The 24,269-nt window shown below is 61.5% G+C and carries 13 protein-coding genes; 4 read left to right on the top strand and 9 right to left on the bottom strand.

The window, feature by feature from the left end; genetic code table 11:
- Positions 1-115: 115 nt before the first annotated feature.
- The 3 genes from ACZ1JM_RS04985 to ACZ1JM_RS04995 all read right to left on the bottom strand — a co-directional run bounded on the left by ACZ1JM_RS04985 (position 116) and on the right by ACZ1JM_RS04995 (position 4,300).
- Entirely contained in the window at positions 116-2,386 is a 2,271-nt protein-coding gene (locus tag ACZ1JM_RS04985) for a TonB-dependent receptor (protein WP_465132017.1), read from the bottom strand.
- A gap of 103 nt (positions 2,387-2,489) precedes the next feature.
- Positions 2,490-3,326, bottom strand: a complete 837-nt coding sequence (locus ACZ1JM_RS04990) for a hypothetical protein (protein ID WP_465132018.1) — start codon at positions 3,324-3,326, stop codon at positions 2,490-2,492.
- A 20-nt stretch (positions 3,327-3,346) separates the two neighbouring features.
- On the bottom strand, positions 3,347-4,300 hold the full coding sequence (locus tag ACZ1JM_RS04995; RefSeq protein ID WP_465132019.1) for a LysR family transcriptional regulator: 954 nt from the start codon (positions 4,298-4,300) through the stop codon (positions 3,347-3,349).
- Positions 4,301-4,417: 117 nt separating this feature from the next.
- Between ACZ1JM_RS04995 and ACZ1JM_RS05000 the strand changes: the two genes are divergently transcribed.
- Positions 4,418-5,611, top strand: a complete 1,194-nt coding sequence (locus ACZ1JM_RS05000) for a class I SAM-dependent methyltransferase (RefSeq protein WP_465132020.1) — start codon at positions 4,418-4,420, stop codon at positions 5,609-5,611.
- Complete coding sequence (locus ACZ1JM_RS05005; protein ID WP_465132021.1) at positions 5,608-5,901, top strand: hypothetical protein; 294 nt, start codon at positions 5,608-5,610, stop codon at positions 5,899-5,901. Before ACZ1JM_RS05000 ends, ACZ1JM_RS05005 begins: the two co-directional genes overlap by 4 nt.
- A gap of 24 nt (positions 5,902-5,925) precedes the next feature.
- On the opposite strand, the gene ACZ1JM_RS05010 is transcribed toward ACZ1JM_RS05005, so the two are convergent.
- The 6 genes from ACZ1JM_RS05010 to ACZ1JM_RS05035 all read right to left on the bottom strand — a co-directional run bounded on the left by ACZ1JM_RS05010 (position 5,926) and on the right by ACZ1JM_RS05035 (position 21,489).
- Entirely contained in the window at positions 5,926-6,633 is a 708-nt protein-coding gene (locus ACZ1JM_RS05010) for a 4'-phosphopantetheinyl transferase family protein (RefSeq protein WP_465132022.1), read from the bottom strand.
- 1 nt (position 6,634) lies between these two features.
- Positions 6,635-7,612, bottom strand: a complete 978-nt coding sequence (locus tag ACZ1JM_RS05015) for a glycosyltransferase family 2 protein (RefSeq protein ID WP_465132023.1) — start codon at positions 7,610-7,612, stop codon at positions 6,635-6,637.
- 29 nt (positions 7,613-7,641) lie between these two features.
- Positions 7,642-14,151, bottom strand: a complete 6,510-nt coding sequence (locus tag ACZ1JM_RS05020) for a type I polyketide synthase (RefSeq protein WP_465132024.1) — start codon at positions 14,149-14,151, stop codon at positions 7,642-7,644.
- A 15-nt stretch (positions 14,152-14,166) separates the two neighbouring features.
- Positions 14,167-18,855, bottom strand: a complete 4,689-nt coding sequence (locus tag ACZ1JM_RS05025) for a MupA/Atu3671 family FMN-dependent luciferase-like monooxygenase (protein ID WP_465132025.1) — start codon at positions 18,853-18,855, stop codon at positions 14,167-14,169.
- Between the two features lie 199 nt (positions 18,856-19,054).
- Entirely contained in the window at positions 19,055-20,215 is a 1,161-nt protein-coding gene (locus ACZ1JM_RS05030) for a glycosyltransferase family 2 protein (RefSeq protein WP_465132026.1), read from the bottom strand.
- Positions 20,216-20,220: 5 nt separating this feature from the next.
- Complete coding sequence (locus tag ACZ1JM_RS05035; protein ID WP_465132027.1) at positions 20,221-21,489, bottom strand: glycosyltransferase; 1,269 nt, start codon at positions 21,487-21,489, stop codon at positions 20,221-20,223.
- A gap of 309 nt (positions 21,490-21,798) precedes the next feature.
- Between ACZ1JM_RS05035 and ACZ1JM_RS05040 the strand changes: the two genes are divergently transcribed.
- Together ACZ1JM_RS05040 and ACZ1JM_RS05045 are read left to right on the top strand one after the other, a co-directional pair.
- On the top strand, positions 21,799-23,118 hold the full coding sequence (locus ACZ1JM_RS05040) for a glycosyltransferase family 4 protein (protein ID WP_465132028.1): 1,320 nt from the start codon (positions 21,799-21,801) through the stop codon (positions 23,116-23,118).
- A 7-nt stretch (positions 23,119-23,125) separates the two neighbouring features.
- A complete protein-coding gene (locus tag ACZ1JM_RS05045; protein WP_465132029.1) occupies positions 23,126-24,259 on the top strand; it encodes a glycosyltransferase in 1,134 nt (377 codons plus the stop codon).
- Positions 24,260-24,269 lie beyond the last annotated feature (10 nt).

Here is a 24,269-nt window from a genome sequence, read left to right on the forward strand (position 1 = left end):
ATACGCCGCGTCGGCCCGCGCACCGTTCATGCGCGAGCCGTTGAAACGCGATCAGTGCGGCAGACTTTGCCACCGTTGCACAAGTGCCAAGCGCTCGAGCGTTGGCTGCTGCGGATCAGAAGTTGACGCCGGCCGTCACTCTCCACGTCATTGGCATGTTGTAGAACTTGAAACCCGGAGGGAAATTGCTGGCGACGAACAAATTATTGAAGCAGTTGGCGCATTCGACACCCAGCTTCCAGCCCTCGCTGGCAGGGCGCAGGAACAGGCTTGCGTTGGCCACCCATTCACCATCCACGTAATCCCCGGGGACTCCGGCGGTGCCGACGATGTTGCGCGATTGGTACGTCGCATTGGCCGAGGGCGTCACCGTGAAGTCGCCAAGATCGATGTTGTAGCTGCCGCCAAAGGCCAGGCTGAGTTTCGGCGTGCGCTGCGGTGGGGCAAGGCTGCCGTCCGGTGCGACGATACCTTGTCCGCAGCTGGCGGCAGTACCCGCGCGACACGCTGCCTGCTGGGCTTGGATGGTGGCATCGGGATTAAGGTACTTGGCACGCTGCAGGCCCAGATTCGCGAAGAGTGACAAGCCTTTCGCCGGGGCCAGAACGGCTTCGGCTTCAAGACCGTAGTTGCGGAAATCGGAGCCGTTCTGGGTGACGAAGTTGATTGCCCCGGTACTGTCGATGAAACCGAGCGGAACCTGGAAGCCCTTTACCGAAGTGTAGAAGCCGGTTGCGTTAAGTCGAAGTGTGCGGCCGAACAATTCCGAACGCACGCCGCCTTCATACGACCAGACCTTTTCCGCACCGAACACTTGGAAGGTTTCCGCCGTCAGCGCCCGGGCGTTCCAGCCACCCGAACGGAAGCCACGGGTGGCGGATGCGAAGAACATCAGGTCTGGATCGACCTTGTATTCGATCGCAAAGCGGGGAGTGAAGACTTTGGTGCGCAGCTTTGTCGGGACGCCGGCGGCTATGATGTCCGCCGTTCCGTATGGCACCCCGAAAAGCAGCGGGTTGGCATTGGGTGTCACGCCGACCGTCTTTTTCTCGCTGGTGTAGCGGGCGCCGACGGTTAGTGTGAGTTGGTCCGTCGGCCGATAGTCGAACTGAGCGTAGACTGCGGGCGCGGACGTCTTGTTGTTCAGGACACGGTCTGCAAGCACCAGCGGAATGCCGAATGTACCGGCATCGACGGTGAAGACGTCGGCGAAGTCGGTACGGTTCTTTTCGTGGATGTAGAACGCGCCGACGACATATTCCAGGCTGTCATTCAACAGCTTGCCGTTGGCTTTGATTTCCTGGCTGAACTGTTTGAAACGGCCATGATTGGAAAGAGCGAACCCACCGGTTGAATACTTGCCGTCGAAGATGTCACTGAGATACGCCTGATCCAGATCGCGATAACCGGTGATCAGCGAGAGGTTCATCTCGCCAAGCTCGAACTGGAGGTTGGAGCTGAATGACTTGCTTTTGGTGACGTTCTGCAGGTGGTAGTTCGCCTTGTCACCCGCGACCAGTCCTGCAAGACCGGCCGACTTCGAACTCAACCCGGTCATGCTGTATAGCTTGCCGTCGCGCTCCGTAGCGGGAACGTTTACCTGATCGGCGCGGATGTAGTCTGCTGACAGATCCCAGGTTATGGAGTCGGTAGGTAGCAGTCGCACGGCAGCGCGCAGGCCGTAGCTTTTGTCCCCGTTGTTGCGTTCGCCAGTGGTCAGGTTGCGAACATAACCATCCGAGCGCACCCCAAAAGCGGAGAACTTTGTGAGGATCTTCTCGCTGATCGGCAGATCGATCGATGCCCGGCCGCGCCATGTATCGAACTTGCCATAGCTGACTTCCGCGTAGCCGCCCAGGGTGTCGGACGGCTTTTTCAGAATGACGTTGATGGCGCCGCCCGTTGTGTTCCGACCGAACAGCGTACCTTGCGGGCCGCGAAGGGTTTCGATCCTGTCCACATCGAAGAATGCGAAGTTGTTAGCGTTCTGTCGGCTAATATAAACGTCGTCTACATAAGTTCCGACGGCTGGATCGAAAGTAGCGATGGATTCCGTATTGCCCAAGCCACGGATGAAGTAGCTATTGGCAGAACCAATGCCGACATTGGTCGATCCTACCATGTTGGGAACAAGGCGGGGAATGTCACTCGTCGATTGGATTTGCTTTGCTTGCAAGTCCGCCTGCGAGAAGGCTGAAATGGCGATCGGCACGTTCTGCAAATTCTGGTCGCGGCGTTGAGCCGTCACCACGATTTCCCCGAGGCCGGATTGGGGCGCACTGTCGGCAGGGGTGGCAGCGTTGTCTTGTGCCAGAGCGGTATTGGCGAAAAGCACCAGGCATACCGCTGTTGACGTCTGCAAAATCCCATCGAAACGAGTTTTCATCGGACCCCCCTTTGTTTTTGTCGGAATCGCCAGAACGTTATTGCCTTAGCGTGGATACAAGCTGTCAAAGTTTATTTGTAACGTCCTACAAAAAGATGTTGTTTTAACTGCAAGGGTTCTCGCACAGTTCAAGCCATTCGGCTGCCTGGCCCTTCAGCAGTTTCGTTGCTGTCCTGATTTGGCCCTTCGTTGAAACGGTGATCATCGCAATGCCACATGGCAGTCCGATCGATGACATGGCACGATCCCGGGTGGTAGCCGGAAAAGCGTCCACTTCCACCAGGCTGCGATCATCCATCGCGATTGTTGCTAGGGCGTGTTTGTGGTTTCGAGGCATTCCCAATGCGGCCGACAGGTATGGGATTGGGGCGGTAAGCACGGGGCCGCACAGCCTTCCCAGCTGCGCATAGAATTCGCCCGTTGACGCGATATCAGCGCTGGCCAGGACCATGATGAACGGATGATCCACGAACGATTGAGCGGATGGAAGGTCAAATCCCGGGATTTCACCGCCGATCTCCGTGAGATAGAGGATTTCTCCGCCCGGACCAACCACTTGCATCGCCTTCAGCTTGTCGGTGAAGTCGAATTCCAGGACCGCCGGCGCACCGACAATCTGAAAAGGGCTCTCGGCGAGTTTGAGCGCCAGCGCTTCCACGTCCTCGACGACCATTTCGATCGCAGTCCATCCATACGATTCCAGCGGCCGAAAATCAGGATCGGGCGCTCCTTCGACCAGTCGGATGAAGCGGGGGTTGCCGCTTTCCGGGCGCAGGACGACCATGCGCGCACCCACCGCCTGCGGTACACCCCATTGCTCTGCCAGTTCGGCGCTGACCGTGTCCTTCTCTCCGTCGTAACCAAGGAAATCACGGTACGCGGCATGCGCGGCGTCAAGGTCGGGTGTGACGACGGTCGCGCCCATCAAAGAATGTATCATGTGGCCCCCTGTTGGCAGGATCAGGAAAAGGTAAGAGTACCGCCACCCGGCGGTTTTCCGTACGTACGTTCGGCTTCGAAGACGATTTCTTCCATCAAGCGCTGCGCGGAAGGGCTCAGCCGATGGTCACGTCGCGTGATCAAGCAGGCATGGCGGACGATGGTCGTCTCCGTTAGGTCGAGGGTGGACAGCGCGCCCATTTCGAGCAGCGGCGCCACCATGTCGGGTGATACGGTGACGATGTAATCGTCGTCCATGCATAGCCACGATCCCACCGCGGTGGCATCGCTGCGGATGATCCGCTTGGGCGGGGGCAATTTGGCGCGCATATGGGCGATCTGGATCGCCTCGTAGATGTCGCCTCTGAAAGCAGGCATCATCCAGGTGAAATCGGCCAGATCGCGCAACGATAATTCGCGTGCACCGGCCAGCGGATGGTTTTTGCGGACGGCAAGCACATCACGGATCTCGAAAAGATGACGATATTCAAGATCGACGCCATGCGCAGGATCATGGCTGGGGCCACCGGCGACGAAATCGACCTCACCAGAGACAAGTTTCTCGATCATCATCTCGGTGTAACCCTCGATCAGGCGGATCTGAACGTCAGGCTGCTGGCGGTGATAGCGGCGGATCGCCGTCGCGACATGGCGACCCATCATGGTTTCGCCGATACCCAGAGTGACGCTGCCACCACGGGCATCGCGTAAAAGCTCGATCTCGCCCAGCATCCGCTCGGCCATCATGATTTGCGCGCGGCCACGGGCAAGCAGCAAGCGGCCAAAAACCGTCAGATTCAACCGACCGCCGCGCTTACGATCCAGGAAGCGGACGCCCGCGACTTCCTCCATGCGCGCGATGGAGGCACTGAGCGCCTGCTGCGTGATGTTCAGACGCTGCGCAGCTTCCATGAAGCTGCCAGCGTCCACTACGGCGATGAACCTTCGCAGCTGGGTTAGTTCGATGTCATGCATTCAAAATATAGCCAATTTTGTTTCTTTGGATGAATGGCCTTTGGTAGCCTTGTTTCTGGATGATGCATTTGATCCGGTCAAGCGGATGGTACCGCGTGCATCGAGAGGAGATCGAAAATGGCGCTAGCCCTTCAGCATGCGATGCAACCTAGCCTGATGCCGGAAGACGTGGCGCGCGGACGTTTCGTGTCCGCACTGCGCCGGTTCATTCTCAATGATTTGGCTCACGATATGCGCACCGCCTACGACGAACGGATCGCCCCCGCCTTTCAGAAAGCTAACGGACGCCCGCCACAGTCGAGTTCGGAAGTGCATATGGCGATGCGCGGGGACAACGCGTTCAACGTGTACAGCGCTTGCCGCGTCCACGCCCAGAAGATGGTGTGGAGCGCAGTAAAACCCGTGGTTCACCGCGAGCGAGCGGCGATCGAGGCGACGGCGCAGGCTCATGGTAATGGCACGGTATCGCTTTCTCCTGAGATGGATATGCCCCGGAACGTCACCGCTATCGATGTGCATCTGATGCCCGGCGGGTATGGCGGCGATCCTGAGTATCCACTCGAAGCCGGTGCGGTGTACGATCAGGGTCTGGCGATTTTTTCCATGGGTCTGATGGGTCAGAACCTGGATGACATCGGGCTGTCGATGTCGGGCTATATCCGCCATGCCTTTCCCGATTTCAATCCTCAGGCGATTCTGGATGTTGGCTGCACGATCGGCCACAACACGCTGCCATGGAAAAAGACGTATCCCGATGCGCAGGTCCATGCGGTCGACGTTTCCGCACCGGGGCTGATCTACGGCGCTGCACGGGCCACGATGCAGGGAGCGGACGTCAAATTCCAGCAGATGAACGCCGAAGCGCTCGAATATCCGGATGGCTCGTTCGACCTTATTTTTACGTCGATGTTCCTTCATGAACTGTCGAAGAAAACACGCGCCGCGTTTTTCAATGAAGCGCACAGGTTATTGCGGCCAGGTGGGTTGCTGTTGAACATGGAGCTTCCGCCCAACAGCCAGATGGGCGCTTTCGAGGGATTTTATCTCGACTGGGACTGCTATTATAACAAGGAGCCATACTACAAAGGCTTTCGTGATGAAGAGCCGCGTGACCTGTGTGAAAACGGTGGGTTCAAGCCCGACAACTTTCTGCAGTTCGTGGTTCCGAGCGTCGGCATTTATGGCGAGGATGCGGTCAGAACTGCAGCGCAGGCCGATCATCATGAAGTGAACAGGGAAACCACCGGGCGCCTTGCGGATGGAGTGCAATGGTTCGGCTTCGGCGCATGGAAAGAGGACCGACCGGCGTGACATTGATTCCCGAAGACGCGCCGCCCTCGTTGTATGGTGACGATGGTGAACCACGGTTTTTCGCAGACCCGGCCATGGACCGGTTCGCGGCGGTTCTGCTGAACCTCACGTCGGAACTATGGGTGCAGACCGAGAAAGTGGAAACGCTCACGAACCTGTTAGTGGCAAAGGGCGTCGCCACGGATGCCGATCTGATCGATGTAGTGAAACGTGACGACGATCCGCTGGAGAGCAAGTTGCAGGATTTCGTCACCCGCATCCTTGCACCGTTGCGTGAGGGCGGACGCTAGACGTGGAATCCACTTGCGGCGGCGTCAGGCCGGCGCTGCCGCACGCGCCCAGGCGGCGGTGAATCCGGGGATGGGGGGACATTCGCCGACTTCCAGCGGCGATTGCCCGCTCACCATTACCGATTGTCGGCCGTTGAACCCTGAATGGAACTCGGCAGCGGGCATGCTCAGTCCGCAGCCGATGGCTTTCAGACAGGCTTCCTTGCGGGTCCATCCCAGCAGAAAACCCCGCCCGTGCCGGGATGCCATAGTCTGTCGTGCCAGCGCCTGTCGTTCGAGCGGATGAAAGTGCAGCGCACCGAGATCATCGGCCTCGGGGATCATTCGGTCGCATTCGATATCGACGCCCACCGGCGCATCGCAGTCCACCGCCATTAGCGCGAGATCGCCGGCATAGCTGAGGCTGAAGTGCAGGCCGGGGGCACCTGTCAGACATGGTTTGCCGTTAGGCCCGATGTCGAACGTTTGCCATGGCGCGCGAATGTCACAGTATTTTTCCAGGACCATCCGCATGCCGATGTGCGCGCGTTGATAGCGTTCGCGGTGCCGTGTGAAGTGGAACCTAGCCGCGCGAGCCTGCTCCTCGAAAGACAGCCATGCCAAGGGCGCGGCAGGCGGCGGTCCCGATAGATCTAGCAGCCATAATTCGAGTGGCATATCCGCCATGACCGGACGCGCGATGGAAGACACGGAGATCGGTTGCCTCGTCAGGTTCCAGTATGCGGATGCCATGTCAGCGGGCCCGCGGGCCGTGGAACAGGGCGGACCGGGCGATGAAATCACGCATCAGATGCGATGTGGCGGTATCCTGTCGGGATCGGAACGGCCGCAGCGTCCGCCACATCAGATGTCCCGCCAGCCAAGAAAGGTCGGTCATGATCGCGTAGGCCTGACCGTGATTGGCGATGAAGTACCGACGCCGGGAATCGAACCAGTAGCGGGGTATGCGGGATGATTGCTTGTCGGTCAGCCCCGTGCTTTGGCCGGCGATATGCATTACGACAGCGTCCGGCAAGTACCAGCACGACCAGCCGTTAAGCGCAGCCTTGCGGGAAAGGTCTGTCTCTTCAAAGTAGAGGAAATATCCTTCGTCCATTAGGCCGATGGATTCCAGCATCGACCGGCGGAGGACCATGCTGGCGCCGGATACCCAATCCACTCGTCGGGGCATGTCACCCATCTCGATGGGCACTCGATAATTGCGCAGCAGCTTTGTCACCGTGCCGATGCAAGCTCCGCGTTCCAGTTCGCTCAAAGCCGACGGAAAGCGAAAGGCAAAGGGCCATGGCGCCTCGTCCCCTTGCAACAACTGACAACCGGCGATGCCTGCCCCCGGATTGCTGTCGAAGAAATCGATGAATGCGCCCAATGCTCCCGGCTGCACACGAGTATCGGGGTTGAGCAGCCAGAACAGGTCGGGTGGAGTTTCTTCGTGCAAGGCGGATCTGATGGCAAGGTTATTGCCAGTCGCAAACCCTCCGTTGGTCGGGGAGCGGAGCAGCCTTGCCCAATCCTGCCAGCCGTGATCTTCGATAGCGGCGGCGATGACGTCTGCCGACCCGTCACCCGATGCGTTGTCCACCACCACGACTCGTGATGATGGATAGGCGGCAACTTCGGTGGCCAGACTGCGAAGGCAATCGACGACAAGGCCGCCGGTGCGATAGTTGACGATTACGATCATCACGGTCGACGCTTCATCGCGCGCCATGGACTCCTCCATCTGGAATGGTGCCATCATCATGGGTGGGTCGCTGCCGCTATCCTTTCGTTCTGGAAAACGGCGGCGTCGACCGGGGCAGAACTGGCTGGCAGCGGAAGCCGGGCGGGCGTGGCGAACTCCTGAGGAACGGCGCGCACTATCGCCTCGCGCATGGCGACCGCCAGTTCATCGACATTGGGTTCCTGCAGGACGCTGACATGCCCGCCGGGGATCGACACGACTGTCACATCGTTGGCGACGCGTTTGCCCCAACCAAAGATGCAGTCGGTATAGATGTCGATGTATGGCACATCATCGTCCGCCCCGGTCCCCTTGCTCGCCTTGAACAGCACCACCTCGCCACCGTCGAACAGACCTGCGGGACGATGGGCGCGGTGTGCGACCTCGTACAGGTGAAGGAACGACAGGTTGCCTTCGGTCGGCGCAGTCTCGGCTACAGGAGCATCGGCCATTTTTGAGACGGTACGCGTTCGGCGCATCCATTCCACTCGGGTCGAGATGTCGTAGGCCACTGCGTTGACTGCCCGTTGCACCAATAGCGCCATCGTCGGCCCGAACCCTGACCCATCGCCGCGTAACAGCGCACGCACGCGCTGGATACGAGTCCGGGTGATGTAGAACGAACGCTTGTGCGCCTCCACGTCGGCGGCGTCTATGATGCCGACGAACGCGGTGGTTTCGCCCAGGTCCTGAAGTTGGCGTGCCATCTCGAAAGCGATGACGCCGCCCGCGCACAGGCCCGCGATGAGATAAGGTCCATGCGGTTGGGCTGCCTGCATGCGCGCAATGTAAGCGCGGGCCATCTCGGTAATGCCGGTGTGCAGGTAGGTGCCGCCTGCGTACACGTCCGGTTCGATACCGATGACCGGGCGATCAGGGTCCATACGCATCGCCAAGGCCCGGTACAGAAGCGTCTGTCCCAAGCCGTCATGGATCAGGAAAAGAGGCGTCTTGCCCGTTCCCGGTCGGATAGTGATGAGCTTGCGATTGGTGTCGATGTCCCCGGTTTCCTCGATGGCGGGGACATCTGTACCCATAGCGTCTGCAGAGCCTTCGGGATCGATCACGCGTGCGAGGTTTTCGACCGTTGCCGACTCCAGCAGGGCCGCGAGTGGAAGCTGTTTGCCGGTACGCTTGCGCAGGCGATTGACGAACTGGACACCCAGCAAGGAGTGTCCGCCCAGGTCGAAGAAGTCGTCGCTGCGCTGGATGTGGCGAACGCCCAGCATTTCGCTCCAGATCTCGGCGATGATGCTCTCCGTACGCGTCGCGGGCGGGTTGTCGCCCGCTTCATCTGGCCCTCGCTCGATGGCGGTTTCGGGTTGATAGGGCCCGCGCAGTCTGGCGATCGTTTGCCTCAGATCAGTAGGGGAAACGATGACATGGCTGGATCGTCCTGACGCCAGAAGACGCTCGATAACCTGCAGCCCCTCAGCGGAAACGAGGCCATCGGTGGGTTGCTCCGATGCTTCCGGCCTATTCGATGCCTTGGCCGACGTATTCGCACCCGAAGATGCCAGCCGAGCATTGTCGGCGATCCGCATCATCGTGAATTCGGCGATCGTGGCGATGACCTGACCATTCTCGTCCGCCAGAGTCACATCGAACACCGCAAGGTCGGGGCCGGGCGCTGGACGACAGCGTACGTGGCTTACGAAGCGGGCGGGCAGCGGTGCATGCAGCTTGATCGATCCATACGATGCGGGGGCAAAGAAGTCGCGGCCCACCTCCCGACCCGGGATGAGGCACTGGGCGCCCGCCGTCGCAAAATCCAGCAGCGCTGGGTGGAGCGCTATGTGATCCAGATCGCGCCGGAACGCCTGATCGAGTTCCAATTCCAGCAACGCTTCAACTTCTCCGACGCTGATACGGCCGACATTACGCCAGCGGGGGCCGAACCGCATTTGGGACGTTGCGTCGATCAGCGATTCAGCATCGCCCGTTGCAGGACAACGCAGCCGAAGCGTGGCAAGGTCAACAGGGGCCGGGCGTGCTGGCGTTAACGCCAGCATTGTCCCGCGAACGTGCTCGGTCCAATCCGCGTTGGACGAGCTTTCACACGGCCTTCCCAGCATCACGAATTGCCACTGTCCATCATCGCGCTGTTGCAAGTGGATGCGGACCGCGTGGCTTTTACCGTCTGGGACGGCAAAAGGCGCGAGGAACAGGATGTCGCGCAACTCGATGGGGCCAGTCTCGATGGCACCGAACGCAGCACGCGCCAGTTCCAGGAAGCCGGTCCCCGGGATGAGGGCGCCGCCATCGGCAACGCGATGCTCGTCCAGCAGCCAGTCGCGATCTGGCGAAAGAACGCCTTCCACGATCACTTCGTCGCTGGCAATGCGATGCAACTTCCGCAGGAACGGGTGATCGATCAATGCACCGCCTTCAATCGGCAGGGGATCGGTTGCACTGCTGGCTCTATCGGATGGATTGGCTGCCATGCCGACATCCTGCCAGCGGCTCCATCCAACCGAGATCACGTTCGTGCGATCGTTGCGACGGCTTTGCGCATAGGCATCGAGAAACGAATTCGCAGCCGCGTAGTCCAGCTGCCCCGGTATTCCAGCGAACGAACTGATCGACGAGAACAGCATCAGGAAATCGGGGTCCTGTCCGCGCAACGCCTGTTCCAGCGCAAGGGTGCCATGCAGTTTCGGCGTGAGTACCTTGTCGATCGAAGCGCGGGTCTTCAGCTGAAGTAGTCCATCATCGAGGACACCGGCGGTGTGGAAGACGCCGTCGATCGGGCCCCATTCCTTGCGCAGCTGTCGCACGACATGCTTTAGCGCGCGGGTATCGCAAACGTCGGCAGCCAGTATCCTGACCTCACCGCCCGATGCCTCGATAGCGCGGATACGACGGATTTTACGGGCCGCAGGATCGGCGCCGCCCCTCGCCGCAATATCTTCCCATTGTTCGCGCGGAGAAAGCGCCTTGCGGACAATCAGGCCAAGGCGGGCGTTGCGCGTGTGGGCCAGATGTTCGGCCAGTTCCAAGCCAAGGCCGCCCAGACCGCCGGTGATGAGATACACACCTTCCTGCTTCAGCTGGCAGTCTGCCAATGGATTAGCGGTTGGCCGGGCAGGCGCATGATCGGCAACCCAGCGTTCTGACGAGCGATAGGCTATGACGCTGGCGTCATCCGCGCTTGAAAGTTCGGCCGACAGCATGTCGCCCAGCACGTTCCACGCCGGTGTTTCTCGCGCTGGCAACCGGATATCGACGGTCCGCGTGCTGATCTCGAGGTATTCGCGCCCGATCACCTGCGTCGCGCCCAACACCGTCGCCTTGGCAGGGCACGGTACGGTTTCGTCCGAAATGCGCTGCACGCCATCCATTACCGTGGTCAGGAACACAGGCCCGGCGTCACGTTCTCCCAGTGCCTGAGTGAGGAACGTCAGACTGTGCAGCCCCAGATCCTGAATGGCGTTGGCGACCTGAGCCTTGGCTCCCGTCACCAGCCAGAGATGGCAGATCCGCGATGGCATCTCACCGCGTTCGGCAAGGATGGACAGCAACCGGCTGTAGTCCTCGGCGGCGCGTGGATTGATCTCGAAAGCATCGTTCGAAAGCTGACGAAAGCGTCGCCCGGCCCGCACGGTGACAACGACCCCGCCCAGCACACGGAGGCGATCGGCCAAGGATTGCCCCAGTCCGAATTTGTCTTCGAATATAAGGGTCGATCCGTCAGGCGTATTTGCTGGAGCGGTATCGGCACGACGCCACACCGGCTCATACAGCCAGTTCGCCAGATCACGTTCGCGTGGAAGAGGCTGATCGGGCGCTATGTTCGCCTCTGAAGCCGCGCTCGTTGGTGCGACAGGATCGAACCAGTGGCGCTGGCGATCGAAGCGGTAGGTCGGGAGCGGCATGCGCAACCGGCGCTCGCCTTTCCAGAAGGCATCCCAATCGGGGGAGACACCAGAGGCCCACAGGCAGCCGAACGTGTCGAGGAGATGCGCGAGATCGGAAGTCTTGTGCTCATCCTTGTGACGCATCGAGTTGAGGACCGGCTGATCCGCCGCGCGGTCAGGATGTTGCCGTGCAAGACTGGACATCACGCGGCCCGGTCCGACTTCCAGCAGGACGCGATCCTGCTCTTCCAGAATCTTCGCCAGACCATCGGTGAAGCGGACCGTCTGGCGCAAGTGGCGCACCCAATACTCCGGATCGGTGGCCTGCGCCGGGGTGATCCAGTCGCCGGTAAGGTTGGATACGAAAGCAAGGTTAGGCGCGTTGAAACGGATGGAAGTGAGCACCCGCCGGAAAGGCTCAAGGATCGGTTCCAGCATAGCCGAGTGGGCCGCGACGGAAATGCCGACGCGCTGCGTTTCCACGTCGAGAGCGGCCAGCGTATCGGCAAGCATATCGATCTGCGGTGTTGGCCCGGAGACGACCACCAGTCGGGGGGCGTTCACCGCTGCGATCGATAGTTCAGGCGGCAGAATGGCAAGCAGGTCTGCTTCGGCCATTGGCACGCTCAGCATGCTGCCCGATGGCAGCGTCTCGAACAGGCGACCGCGGGCGCGGACGATGGTCAGCGCATCGGTCAGGCTCAATACGCCTGCAAGGTGGGCGGCGGCGTATTCACCGGAACTGTGGCCGATCATCGCGGTGGGAGCGATACCCCAGGCCATCCATTGCCGCGCCAGCGCCACCTGTACCGCGAACAACAGGGGGAGGGCGATGGACGTCCGCTGCATCGCCGCTTCCGCCGCAGCGAATTGCGTCGGGTCCGGGTGCAGCCACTGGCGCAGGGTCTCGCTTTCGTCGCGATCGAGAAATGTGAGGCATTCGTCGATCACCGAACGGAAGACGGGCTCGGTCGCGTAGAGGTCCGCGCCCATTCCGGCGTACTGCGCGCCAGCGCCGCAGAACATGAACGCCACTGGACGGCTGGCGGCGCTGGGGACAGGTCGTGACTGGCTGGGATGGGCAGTTTCCTTGAGAGCAGCACATGCTTCGGCACCGTCACGTGCGACGATAATCCGCCGATGTGATAGCGCCTTGCGTCCCGTGCTCAGGGTATAGCTTACGTCGGCGAGCGCAATGTGCGGATGGGTGCCCAGATACTCGGCCAGGGCGGCCACGTTCGCTTCCAACGCGGTCACTGACTGCGCGCTTAAAGCTAGCACCTGCCACGGCCTGCTGGCACTTCCCGGCAGGCGCTTTGGCGCTTCTTCCATGACAATGTGCGCGTTAGTGCCACCGACGCCCAGAGAGCTTACGCCCGCGCGTCGGGGCTTTCCGGTAATGGAAGGCCAGGGCCGCAGTTGTCCGGCAACCTCGAAGGGGCTGGCCTCGAAATCGCAGGCGGGGTTTGGCTGGCGGTAATGAAGGGTCGGTGGAATAGCCCCGTGGTGCATCGCGAGGCTGACCTTGATGACGCTCGCCGCGCCAGCGGCGGTGTCGGTATGCCCGATGTTGCCTTTGACCGACCCGATACCGCAATAACCAAGGTCAGCGGTGTGGCGTCTATAGGCCTGGCCGAGCGCGGCGACTTCGATGGGATCGCCTACGCGCGTCCCGGTGCCGTGCGCTTCGACATAGTCGATGCTGCGCGCGTTGACCTGCGCCACATCAAGCGCCTCGCTGACGACGCTGGCATGCCCGTCCACGCTGGGGCTGAGATAGCTTACTTTGCCCGACCCGTCGTTGTTGACGGCCGAACCCCGGATGACGGCATAGATGTGATCGTTGTCATCGATCGCATCTTCAAGGCGGCGCAGCACCACCACGCCCACGCCGCTGCCGAACACCGCGCCGGTGGAGTCCGCGTCGAACGGGCGGCAATGCCCGTCGGCGCTGGTGATCTCGCCTTCTTCGTAGAGATACCCTTGGCCATGGGGCAGGTCGATCGACGCGGCGCCCGCCAGCGCCATGTCGCATTCGCCATTGAGCAGGCTCTGTACCGCGCTGTGAATCGCGACAAGCGAGGTCGAACATGCCGTCTGCACGTTGACGCTCGGCCCTTTGAGGTTGAGCAGATAGGAAACGCGGGTGGACAGGAAATCCTTGTCGTTGCCGGTATGCCGCAACAGGAACGGGCCAACGTCGCGGACGAGCTTGGCGTTGGTCAGCAGGTTCCGGGCGAAGTAGGCGTTATGACCGGTGCCGCCGAACACGCCGATCGCGCCGGGAACCCGGTCTGCCACGTGCCCCGCGTCTTCCATTGCTTCCCACGCGCATTCCAGGAAATGGCGATGCTGAGGATCCATGATCGCGGCGTCGCGAGGGCTGAGGCCGAACAGCCCCGCATCGAAGCACTCCATGTCTTCCAATGGTGCGCCCGCGCGGATGTAGTTGGGATCGGCAAGCAACCGGGCATCGACCCCGGCGGCCAGCAGCGCTTCTTCCGAAAGCCGCGCTATTCCTTCGACACCGTCCCGCAGAGATTGCCAATATTGGTCCAACCCGCGCGCGCCTGCGAACCGGCAGGACATGCCGACGATCGCGATGCCGTTCTCGATCTCCGGTCCTTCGGATGGGAGGCCGCCGTCGAACTGCTCGTCTGTGCGATACATGGTGTGGGTCCCGGTCTATTCCTGAGCTGCGATCGGCTGGCGGATGCCCCGGCGTCGCTCCAGTGCTGCACGGCGTTCCGCAGCGCGCGCTTCGCCTTGCTGGACGGCGGCGTCGCCATTGCCGCTGCCGGCAAGATGCGCACTGAGGGTCTGCACCGTCGGGAAACGGAAGATGTCAGTCAGCGGAAAGGTCTGGCCCAGCGCCGTGCGCAGCGAGCGGTGCACCTGGACCGCCAGCAGCGAATGGCCGCCGATGTCAAAGAAGTTGTCCCGCATCCCGACCTTGTCGAGCTTCAGTACCTCGCACCAGATGGCCGCCACGCGTTCCTCCATAGCGTCCCCCGGTGCGACGTAATCGACACCGGGAGAGACCACGTCACCCTCTGGGGCTGGCAGGGCGCTGCGATCCACCTTGCCGTTGGGGGTCCGCGGCAGGGTCCGCATCTCCATCAGGATGGAAGGGACCATGAACTCCGGGAGATGCTCGCGCAGATGGTTACGCAGCGAGTCAACAGGGGGTGTGACAACGTTCGCTGGTACAAAGTAACCAACCAGGCGTACATCCCCCGGAGTGTCTTCCCGTGCAGAGACAATCGCCTGCTCCACGTCGGGGTGACTGCTGAGGACCGCCTCGATCTCGCCGAGTTCGATGCGGTATCCCCGTATCTTGATCTGATGGTCCAGCCGGCCGAGGAATTCGAGCGTGCCGTCCGCGCGTTGCCGGGCCAGGTCGCCGGTGCGATAGGCGCGCTCGCCCGGCCGGAAGGGATGGGCTACGAACCTTTCCGCCGTCAGTTCCGGGCGGAACAGATACCCACGGACCACGCCTGCGCCGCCAATCACGAGTTCGCCCGGTATGCCGGGTGGGCAGGGCTGGCCACGGGTGTCGAGTATGTAGATCTGCTGATTGGCCAGCGGTCGGCCCAGCGGCAAGGCGCCCGGCGCTCCGTCCAGCTTGTGGACTGCGGACCAGATCGTCGTCTCCGTCGGCCCGTACATGTTCATGACGGCATCGCCGACCAGGGCATGGAGATCGCTTGCCAACACAGGCGGAAATGCTTCCCCGCCGATCATCAGGCGCGTCAGCTGCGCCAGCCTTGCGCGTGATGCGTCATCCGCGACCAGCATATGCGCCATTGAGGGCGTGCACTGCAGATGGGTGACTGCATGCCGTTCCATCAGGGTCGCCAGCGTTGCGGAATCGTTCGATGCCGGGTTGGCCAGTTGGCGCAGCGCATCCAGATGCGGCAAGTGGTCCAGAACCTGCTGAACGGGAATGCCGAAATCGATCAGGCAGCCAATCTCGTTGACGCCCGCCGCCCGCACGCGCGCCACCATCGCCAGGCAATCCTCGGGGGTTCCGAACAAGCCGCTCGTTTCGTAATAGCGATCGAACGCGTAGTCGAGCAGCGCGTCCATCTCGGTATCGGTTACGCCGGACAAGTCATCGTGCGCGCTGGATTGCTCCATGCCGGGGCGGCGCTTGAAGGCCGGGAAGGACCAGGCAAATTTCTTGACGAGATCCGTGGAAGTCCGAAGGTAGGCGATCATCGGTTCGCGAACCGCTTCCTTCACCGCCTGTGCATCGCTCCCGACGAAGCTGTGCAGCATCAGCGTGACGTGACCTTCGCCGGGATGACCCGCTGCTTTCCAGGCGGCCCGATAATGCGCGATCTTGGATGCCAGCTCGTCAACGGTCTGGCCGAGCAGGTGGGTCAGCAGGTATGTGCCTGCTGTGCCTGCCGCAGCGAACGTGTCGGCATTGCCCGCCGAGGTGATCCAGGTGGGCAGTTCGGCCTGCACCGGGCGGGGGTAGATCCGCGTTTCAACATCATTGCCAAGCGGTCCGGGGAAGGAACACGCCTCTCCTCTCCACAACGCGCGTACGGTCTCAATGCCGCGCATCATCGCGCCGTTGCGATCGGCGAAATTCTCGGGCTTGAGGATGAAATCGTTGGGCTGCCAGCCTGCCGCGAACGAGATTCCGACCCGGCCGTTGGACAGGTTGTCCACCAGCGACCATTCCTCAGCGACGCGGGCAGGATGATGCAATGGTAGCACGACGCTGCCGCCGCGGATCTGCACGTTTTTCGTAATGGCCGCAATTGCGGCACTCGCGACCGACGGGTTTGGATACAGGCCACCGAAGGCGTGAAAATGGCGTTCGGGCGTCCAGACCGCCGTAAAGCCGTGCGTATCGGCAAACCGGGCACCCTCCAGCAGCAGGCGGTATTGATCGGCCGCGCTGCTGCTGTCGGCGATCGGGAAGTAGAACAGGCTGAAATCCACCGGGGTTGACGATGCCTGTGTTTCCGGCGCGGCCTTGATGTCGTCGTTCGTCGCAAGGATGACGTGGAACCCACGCGTCAGGGTCCAGCACAGTTCGAGGACGGAGATGTCGAAGCTGAGGCTGGTCACCGCCAGCCATGTTCCCGGCGCCTCCAATTTGGCATCCATGCCCGCGAAGAAGTTCACCGCGTTGCGGTGTTCGACCATCACGCCCTTGGGCTTTCCGGTCGATCCGGAAGTGTAGATCACATAGGCGAGGTTGGCTGCTACGGCCGCTGGAGATACGGGGGTGTCGGGACAAGTCGCGATCTGCGGCCAATCTGCGTCCAGCTTGATGACTGTCGCCCCGGTGGCAGGCAAGACACCCTGAGACGCACTGTCCGTGATGACGATCGCGGCGCGCGAGTCCTCGATCATGTAGGCGATCCGGTCGCGCGGGTAGGTGGGGTCCAGCGGAACGTAAGCGCCGCCCGCCTTATGTATCGCGATCAGTGCAACCAGCAGATCGACCGAGCGCGATGCATGCAGGCCCACCAGCATATCGGGGCCAACGCCCAAACCTTTCAGGTAATGCGCAAACTGGTTGGAACGGGTATCGAGCTGACTGTACGTTAGCGTCTTGCCCCGGCACGTGACGGCGGGCGCTTCGGGCGTCTGGGCGGCCTGTTCGGCGAAAAGATCGTGGATGCACGCATCCGTGCGAACGGTACTGGTCGTATCGTTCCATTCATCTACTACTCGATGAAAAAGATCTGGCGCGAGCAATGGCAGTTCACCCACCGGACGGTCCGGCGCAACATCAGCAGCGGCAAGAAGCGTCAGGAACGACGACTGCAGGGTTTCGATCGAAGCTGCATCAAGCCGCTGCCGGTCGTGGAACCAGCGGGTGCTGCTGCCATCCGTCGATAGCGCGATGGTAAGGTCTGCATCCTGCCGGGCTGTTGCATGGTCGAGGTCGTCCGCCAGCACGATTGCGACCGGCAGGGTGGAGGGGTCATCTTCCGTGCTGCGCAATTCAGGGCTGCGAGCGAAAAGATCGGCGGCATGGCCGATCTTGCGGCGGACCTGCCGGATTTCGGCACACAGGCTTTCGCGTACGGCGGATAGGCCGTTGGCAAAGTCGATGGAAATGCCGAGCGGGATCTGCGGCGAAAACCACGCCTCCATCCCGCCGTACTGGCTGAGCAGGATCGGGTCGGTGTAGCCGATATCGAACTGCGCCTTGTCCGCAATGCGCGCCAGACAAGCTACGAGCGCCGCCATCACTACGCGCTCACGGGCGGTGCCATTACCGCCTTGCGGCACCGCAAGATCGACCGCTTCCATTCGAGGCGCGGCCACGATGCTCGTGCGATCGACCTGCGGCAGCAGCAGGGGCTGGCGGCGGGCGAGCCTGCGCCGCCACCAAGGCTCAAAGCTCCCAACGGCGGCATTGAGCGTCGATAGCTCTTCACATTGCTGCAGCGTCGGAACATCGAGCATCGTGCCCGGCGCTACACTGCGGATGCGATGCGCGGGGATCACCATCCCTCCGCATGTCCTCAGCGCACCAACCCAGATGTCTTGCGATCCCGTCGCCACGATCAGTCCATCGGCCTGCACCGCAACAATTGTTCCAGCCGGCAGTCCTGATCGAGAAGCCTGCAGCGCGTATTGGCCGACGATCATCAATTTGCCGTGGAAAGAAAGCTTGGGCGATCCGAGAGGGTTGGCGTAGTCGCCATGGTCCAACGCGCGTATCAGCCGGGCGATGGATGGGGCATCGGCGCTCCAGTCGATCATCCCGGCATTGGCGGGACGGGCCGACAGTCCATACAGATGGCCGGGCACATTGTCTTGCGGACGGGCCGCCAGTGTTTCGCTCTCCAGCCCGGCGACCAGCATATCGAAGCCATCCAGGGCGGCCACGAAGCATTTGGTATTCACCGAAAAGGCGCTGTCGTCAGCATCAAGATCGACAGGACGGGTCACCAGAAGGTCACCGGCGTCAAGCTCTGCGGTCATCAGGTGCCAGCTGATGCCGTGCGTGGTTTCACCGTTCAACAGTGCCCAGACCGGCGTGTTGAGGCCCGCATAGGCAGGCAGGACGCCGTCATGGAAATTGATCGCGGCGCGGCGCGGAAGGCTGAGCACTTCGGGTGCCAGACGACGCAAGTTCGTGATGCTGAACAGATAGTCAAACGGGGGAAGGTCTGTATCGAGCAGCCCGGATGGTCGATCCAGAACGGTGATCTTTTGCTTTCCGCACCAGTCCTGAATGGCGGCCTGATCGGATACGACGGCCACGATTTCATGGCCACGATCGCGCAACCTGGTCGCGCATTCGATCAGCAGTCGCTCGGAGCCGATGAGTACGCATTTCCAGGAAACGGGCGCTCCGTCCCGCAGGCTCGATCCAATTGGAACGATACTCATGAGAAGGTAGCCGAAATTGAAAGGATGTGACGCATTTGTTCCCCCCTGTCGCACCGGGATGCGATGGCAAAAGTGTCCGAAAACCTTGTGGTGTGACCTGCACGATAGAGTGCCTGCGGGCGCGTCGTAACTTGCCGAATTGCGGTATTGTTTATCACCACTAAGAATTAGGCGATTGGTTTAAGTATCTAAAAAACAGTCATGGGACGCGGCTGGTTCGGACCCAATGAACCTGGCGATCACCCCCCAGCCGCCGATAGATCGGCAGCTTCCATTTGAGGTAATGCGGCAGCTGCGCGATCATGCTGGCGGGCAGAATATCCCGTCCATGGTGCATCCAGGCGCGAACCAGAGAGAACGCCGCCGTCAAACCCGATCCAACAACGATAACCATCGCTGCGTACGCGCCGGAAGCCAGCGAAAATGCCATCTGCGCGATGCCCAAAGGTATCAGTGCGACCGCCAGCAGTGACACCGGAGGAACGGCAAGGTCGGCGGCCAGCAGCAGCAGGCCGGGCCTGCCCAGAATGCCGCTGAACGCCAGTTTGGGTGCATAGCGGAGGGCGGTCGCAATGGAGCCATGTTCCCACCTTGTCCGCTGCCCTTCAGTTGCCCCTTGAGCGCTGGCGCCGCTCGTGAAAACACAGCATGGATCGAAGACGACCGGCTTTCCGGCCAGACGCAGATCGAGCCCGAGCTTCAGATCCTCGACCAGGGACGACGTTTCCAGTGGGGCGGCATCGAACATCGACCATGGGAAAGCCATGCCGGTCCCTTGCAGCAGCGCTCCTCCGCCCATGCGTTGCAGGCCATTCTGGCGGACGCGATTCTTGATGAGGAAGGCAAATACCGAGATGCGCACCAACGGCGTCGCATCCGCGCCACTGGTCAGCAGGTAACAGCCTTGCACCGCGCCCTCACACGCCGCCGCCCGGGAAGCCAGGCGGGGAAGAGCGCCGCGTGCAGGAAGGCAGTCCGCATCCAGCACGATGACGATGGGGGAAGGAGCATGCCGCAGCACCTCGCGGCCATGCGCGAGAGCATAGGCCTTCCCCCGGCGATCGGCATCGACCCGTTCGACCACTTCCGCCCCGAACGAGCGGGCAATGGCTGCTGTATCGTCAGAGCAATTGTCCGCGACCACCAGAACTCGGTCGCAAGGGCGCAACTGCAGACGTACGGCGCGCAAGACCGCACCGATGCCATCTGCTTCATCATGGGCCGGAACCAGCACGACGAAAGGCGGCGGCGGAAGATATGCCTTCTTGATGACAGGCGCCGCGCCGAGCAGGCACTCGACCGCGAGCATCAGCAAAGGGACCGAGATCAGGAGCGCCAGTGCCCATGAAATGATGATCATAAGGGTCAGATCAACGGTCGCAGGAGGTCGGCAAGGTCGAGGACGTTTTCCTCTATATCATGCCCGGCCCTCACGCGTTGGCGTCCCAGTTCTCCCATCGCGCGCAGTTCTTCGGTCGATGCGTTCAGGGCCGCCACCATTGCATCGGCCAGTGCGGTCACGGACCCCGCCGGGATCACCCAGCCAGTTCCGCGATCGACCAGTTCGGGTATGCCGCTGATGGCGGTGGCGATGACGGGGCGCCCCATCGCCAGTGCTTCCATGATGACGACCGGCAATCCCTCTGCAAAGCTGGGCAGTACCAGCGCGCGCGATGCCAGAAGCTCCCGCCACACGCTTCGAGGATCGAGCCAACCGCACAGCGTGATGTGTTCTTCAAGACCACGCTCCTCGATCATGGCCTCGATCTCTTCACGCATCGGGCCGTCGCCGACGATGTTGAGGTGGAACGCGTGCGTCTGGGCGACCAGCGCGGCAGCCTCTATCAACAGCATGATGCCCTTTTGCGGGCTGAGCCGGGCAACGCAGATCAGGTTGTTCCCGGTCAGCCCGGTGTCGACGATCGGGGTCACATGGTGCATGAACAGCGGGTCGCTGCCGCAACGCACGACCGCGATCTTGGACCAGTCGGCAGGATCGGACCACCGCATGATCTGGCTGCGTCCAAACGCGCTGATCGCGACGACAAATTCGGCGTCTGCCACTTTGTGACCTAGCTGCAGACGTTCCGGCGCGTCGAACTCGTCCGGGCCGTGCATGGTGAGGCTGTAGCTGAGCTGGCCAAGCCGGCTGGCGATGCGCGCTACGGTGGCGGGGTTGGTACCGAAGTGGACATGGACATGACGGATGCCGTCGCGCTCCATCCTGTCGGCAAGACGACATGCTTCCAAAAAGTAGGCGGTGCATCGCACAATGCCCTGTTCGCCGCGGCGATAGCTTGAAGCGGCGACTTTGACTCCTTCCCAGAACGGCCCCGGCTGCCGGACCATCCTGCCCAGCGCGGACCGGGCCAGGGCGGCGAAATCGCCATCCAGCAGCGGGGTCGTGTTTTCCTTTTCGTCTCGGTCGGTCTCGTCCGAAAAAACGTCGGGGGTGGGCCGTATGGTCAGCCGGGTGACGGCAAAATCCATGCGCTCCAGAGCAAGTATTTCGTTACGGATGAAGCTGTGGCTGATCTTGGGGTAGACGTTGGTCAGATACGCCACTTTGGGAAGCGCTGCATTGGAGACAGCGGGCGTCGATCGGCCCTGGCCCTTTCGCTGGACCGCCCTCATGCTCTGCGGGTGCCGTTGTAATCGGCAATGGGCGCTGCGGCGACCGAGTGACGGGAATGACGGCATAGCAACATGCTCTTCCTCTCGCATGACGCGATGGGTGGGAATGACGTCGCACTCTGGCCCGGATGGCGCGCAATGGGCATCCAACCTTCTCGCCCCCGTAAAGCCAGTGGTGACCCGCCCCTTATGATATTGGCCAACGTAGATCGTAGACTGTGGCCGCCCGGGCAGGGGGGATACCCTGTCAGTGCCATTGTTGCGGGGGGATCTCGCCGGGCTGGCTCGGGGTGAGCGTTCATGCGGATATTGCTGGTTGCCGAAAACATCTCATTGCGGCTGAGTGGTGAAACGCTCCTGCCGTGCTGCTATTTCGAGCAGTTCGTGGCGAGCGGGCAGGATGTACGATTGCTTTGTCACGAGCGGGTGCGCGATCACCTTCGCGAGGACCTTACGCCGGATCAATTCGCCCGTGTTCGGTTCGTTACCGATAGTTGGGTGCAGAAGATGCTGTTCCGGATCGGTCGATTGCTGCCGTACCGGGTGGAGGATCTGGTCTTCAATCAGTTGATCCAGATCGTCACGCAGATACGCATGCGGCGGATCGCGCGGGAAATGGTTTCGCGCTTTGGAATAGAGGTGGTTTTCCAGCCGGCGCCGATTGCCGCCAAGGCAGTGAGCACGATGTACGATCTTGGCGCTCCGGTAGTCATCGGGCCGATGAGCGGTGGCATGGACCTTCCCCCGGCGTTCCGGAGCATGGATGGACCGATGACCCGCTGGTGCGTGACTGCCGCGCGAAAGGGAGCCGCTTTGCTGCACCGTTTGCTGCCCGGAAAACTGCGGGCGGAAGCGGTGATTGTCGCCAACGCGCAAACCCGTGATGCGTTGCCTCCAGGCATTCGCGGAGAGGTGTACGAAGTCATGGAAAGCGCGGTGGACCTGCAGCGCTTCGTCGCTCGGCCGCCGTTGTCCAAGCCCGCAGAAGCGCCGGTTTCGTTCATCTTCTGCAGCCGCTTCGTGGACTGGAAAGGCATCCGTCTGCTGGTCAGCGCTTTCGCTCCGTTAGCGCGAGAGGGAGGCACCGTTCTGCATCTTGTGGGCGATGGCGAGCTGTTCGAGGAGATCAGGGATCAACTGCGGCGAGAGGGGCTGACACGGCAGGTCTATCTGCATGGGCGCCTCAGCCGCGACCTCTATCAGGAACTGCTGCGCGAAACCGATGTCTATGTGACGCCGTCGCTGCGGGAATGCGGCGGGATGGCGATGATGGAGGCGATGGCCGTGGGACTGCCCGTCATCGGAATCAACTGGGGCGGCGCCGCGCAATATGCCTCGACTGATTGCGCGATGCTGGTCGACGCTTCATCGGAAGAGGCCGTCATTGCCGGACTGACGGATGCGATGCGTCGCATGGCCCGGTCACCCTTGCTGCGACGCACGATGGGTGCAGCTGCGCGGCGTCATCTGGAAGATGCCGGGCATGGATGGGCGGACAAGGCGCAACAGGTTCTCACCGTTCTGGAAGACACTGTCGCTTCATCCCAACAGTCCGGGCGAACCCGCACCTCCGCGCGACGGCCCAGAGAGGCTGCAATCCTTAAGCCATCACTTCAGGCAGTACACTGACATGCTGATGTTCCCGCAAAGCCGCACGGTAGATGTGATGTTCTACACCCGGCAACTCCACAATGGCGGTGTGGACCGCGTGGTCTTCAACCTGGCCGAAGAGTTTCTGCGTCGGGGCATCCGCTCCACCATTGTGGTTGACGTGGATAACCCGCACTCCCCCTTTCGCAACCTGATCCCGGACGGGGTTGGCTATGAAGTGCTGGAAGCGCGCGGCCCGATCGCGCGGCTGCTGAAATTGCGCAGCTATCTTCGCGAGGCGCGGCCATCGTCGGTCATGTGCGCCAGTTTCGGTTTTCCGAACCTTTACGCGGTCGTGGTACGATGGATCGCCGGAGTGAAGTTTCGCTTGATGCTTACCGAGCACTGTTTCCCGTCGGTCGATCACGCTGGCCCCAAACCCTGGGAGGCGCGGTTCTGGTTCTTCCCGTTGGCGCATCATCTTTATCCCCACGCGGATCGTATCGTTGCCGTATCGAAAGGTACTGCCCTTGATCTTGCGAAAGTGATCCGCATCGATCCCGCCAGCATATCGTGCATCTACAACCCCCTCGTCAGCGACGCGCTTGTCGAACAATCGCAGGAGGCCGTCGATCATCCTTGGTTCGTGGGAGAAGGTCCGCCCGTGATCATCGGCGTGGGGCGGTTGGAACCGCAGAAAAACTTCAGCCTGCTCATTCGAGCCTTTGCCAAAGTACGTGCCCGCATGTCCGCGCGGCTGGTGATCCTGGGCAATGGCTCCGAACGACAGATGCTTCAGGATCTGATCACAGAGCTGGGGCTTGAAGATGACGTCGCGCTGCCGGGCTTCGTTCCGAACCCACATGCCTATGTCGCGAAGGCCGATCTGATGGTTCTCTCGTCCGACTTCGAAAGTCTCGCCAATGTAGTTATAGAGGCGCTCGCGGTCGGCACTCCCGTCGTCGCTACGGACTGCCCCTCCGGCCCGGCTGAAGCCCTCAACCACGGAGAATACGGCACGCTGGTCCCGGTTGGCGATGCCGACGCGATGGAAGCGGCGATCATAGGCAACCTTCAACAACGACGCCCTCCGATCGACCGGGCATGGCTGGACCAGTTCACCGCCAAGACCGTTGCCGATCGTTATCTCGACATGCTCGGTTCGGACGCGCGGTCCTGATTACCGGCAG

It is taken from the genome of Novosphingobium sp. BL-S-24, assembly GCF_055521575.1.

Excerpts from the sequence above, each read along its gene's own strand:
- ACZ1JM_RS04985 (WP_465132017.1), bottom strand. The coding sequence starts at position 2,386 with ATGAAAACTCGTTTCGATGGGATTTTGCAGACGTCAACAGCGGTATGC.
- ACZ1JM_RS04990 (WP_465132018.1), bottom strand. The coding sequence starts at position 3,326 with ATGATACATTCTTTGATGGGCGCGACCGTCGTCACACCCGACCTTGAC.
- ACZ1JM_RS04995 (WP_465132019.1), bottom strand. The coding sequence starts at position 4,300 with ATGCATGACATCGAACTAACCCAGCTGCGAAGGTTCATCGCCGTAGTG.
- ACZ1JM_RS05000 (WP_465132020.1), top strand. The coding sequence starts at position 4,418 with ATGGCGCTAGCCCTTCAGCATGCGATGCAACCTAGCCTGATGCCGGAA.
- ACZ1JM_RS05010 (WP_465132022.1), bottom strand. The coding sequence starts at position 6,633 with ATGGCATCCGCATACTGGAACCTGACGAGGCAACCGATCTCCGTGTCT.
- ACZ1JM_RS05015 (WP_465132023.1), bottom strand. The coding sequence starts at position 7,612 with ATGGCGCGCGATGAAGCGTCGACCGTGATGATCGTAATCGTCAACTAT.
- ACZ1JM_RS05020 (WP_465132024.1), bottom strand. The coding sequence starts at position 14,151 with ATGTATCGCACAGACGAGCAGTTCGACGGCGGCCTCCCATCCGAAGGA.
- ACZ1JM_RS05025 (WP_465132025.1), bottom strand. The coding sequence starts at position 18,855 with ATGAGTATCGTTCCAATTGGATCGAGCCTGCGGGACGGAGCGCCCGTT.
- ACZ1JM_RS05030 (WP_465132026.1), bottom strand. The coding sequence starts at position 20,215 with ATGATCATCATTTCATGGGCACTGGCGCTCCTGATCTCGGTCCCTTTG.
- ACZ1JM_RS05035 (WP_465132027.1), bottom strand. The coding sequence starts at position 21,489 with ATGAGGGCGGTCCAGCGAAAGGGCCAGGGCCGATCGACGCCCGCTGTC.
- ACZ1JM_RS05045 (WP_465132029.1), top strand. The coding sequence starts at position 23,126 with ATGTTCCCGCAAAGCCGCACGGTAGATGTGATGTTCTACACCCGGCAA.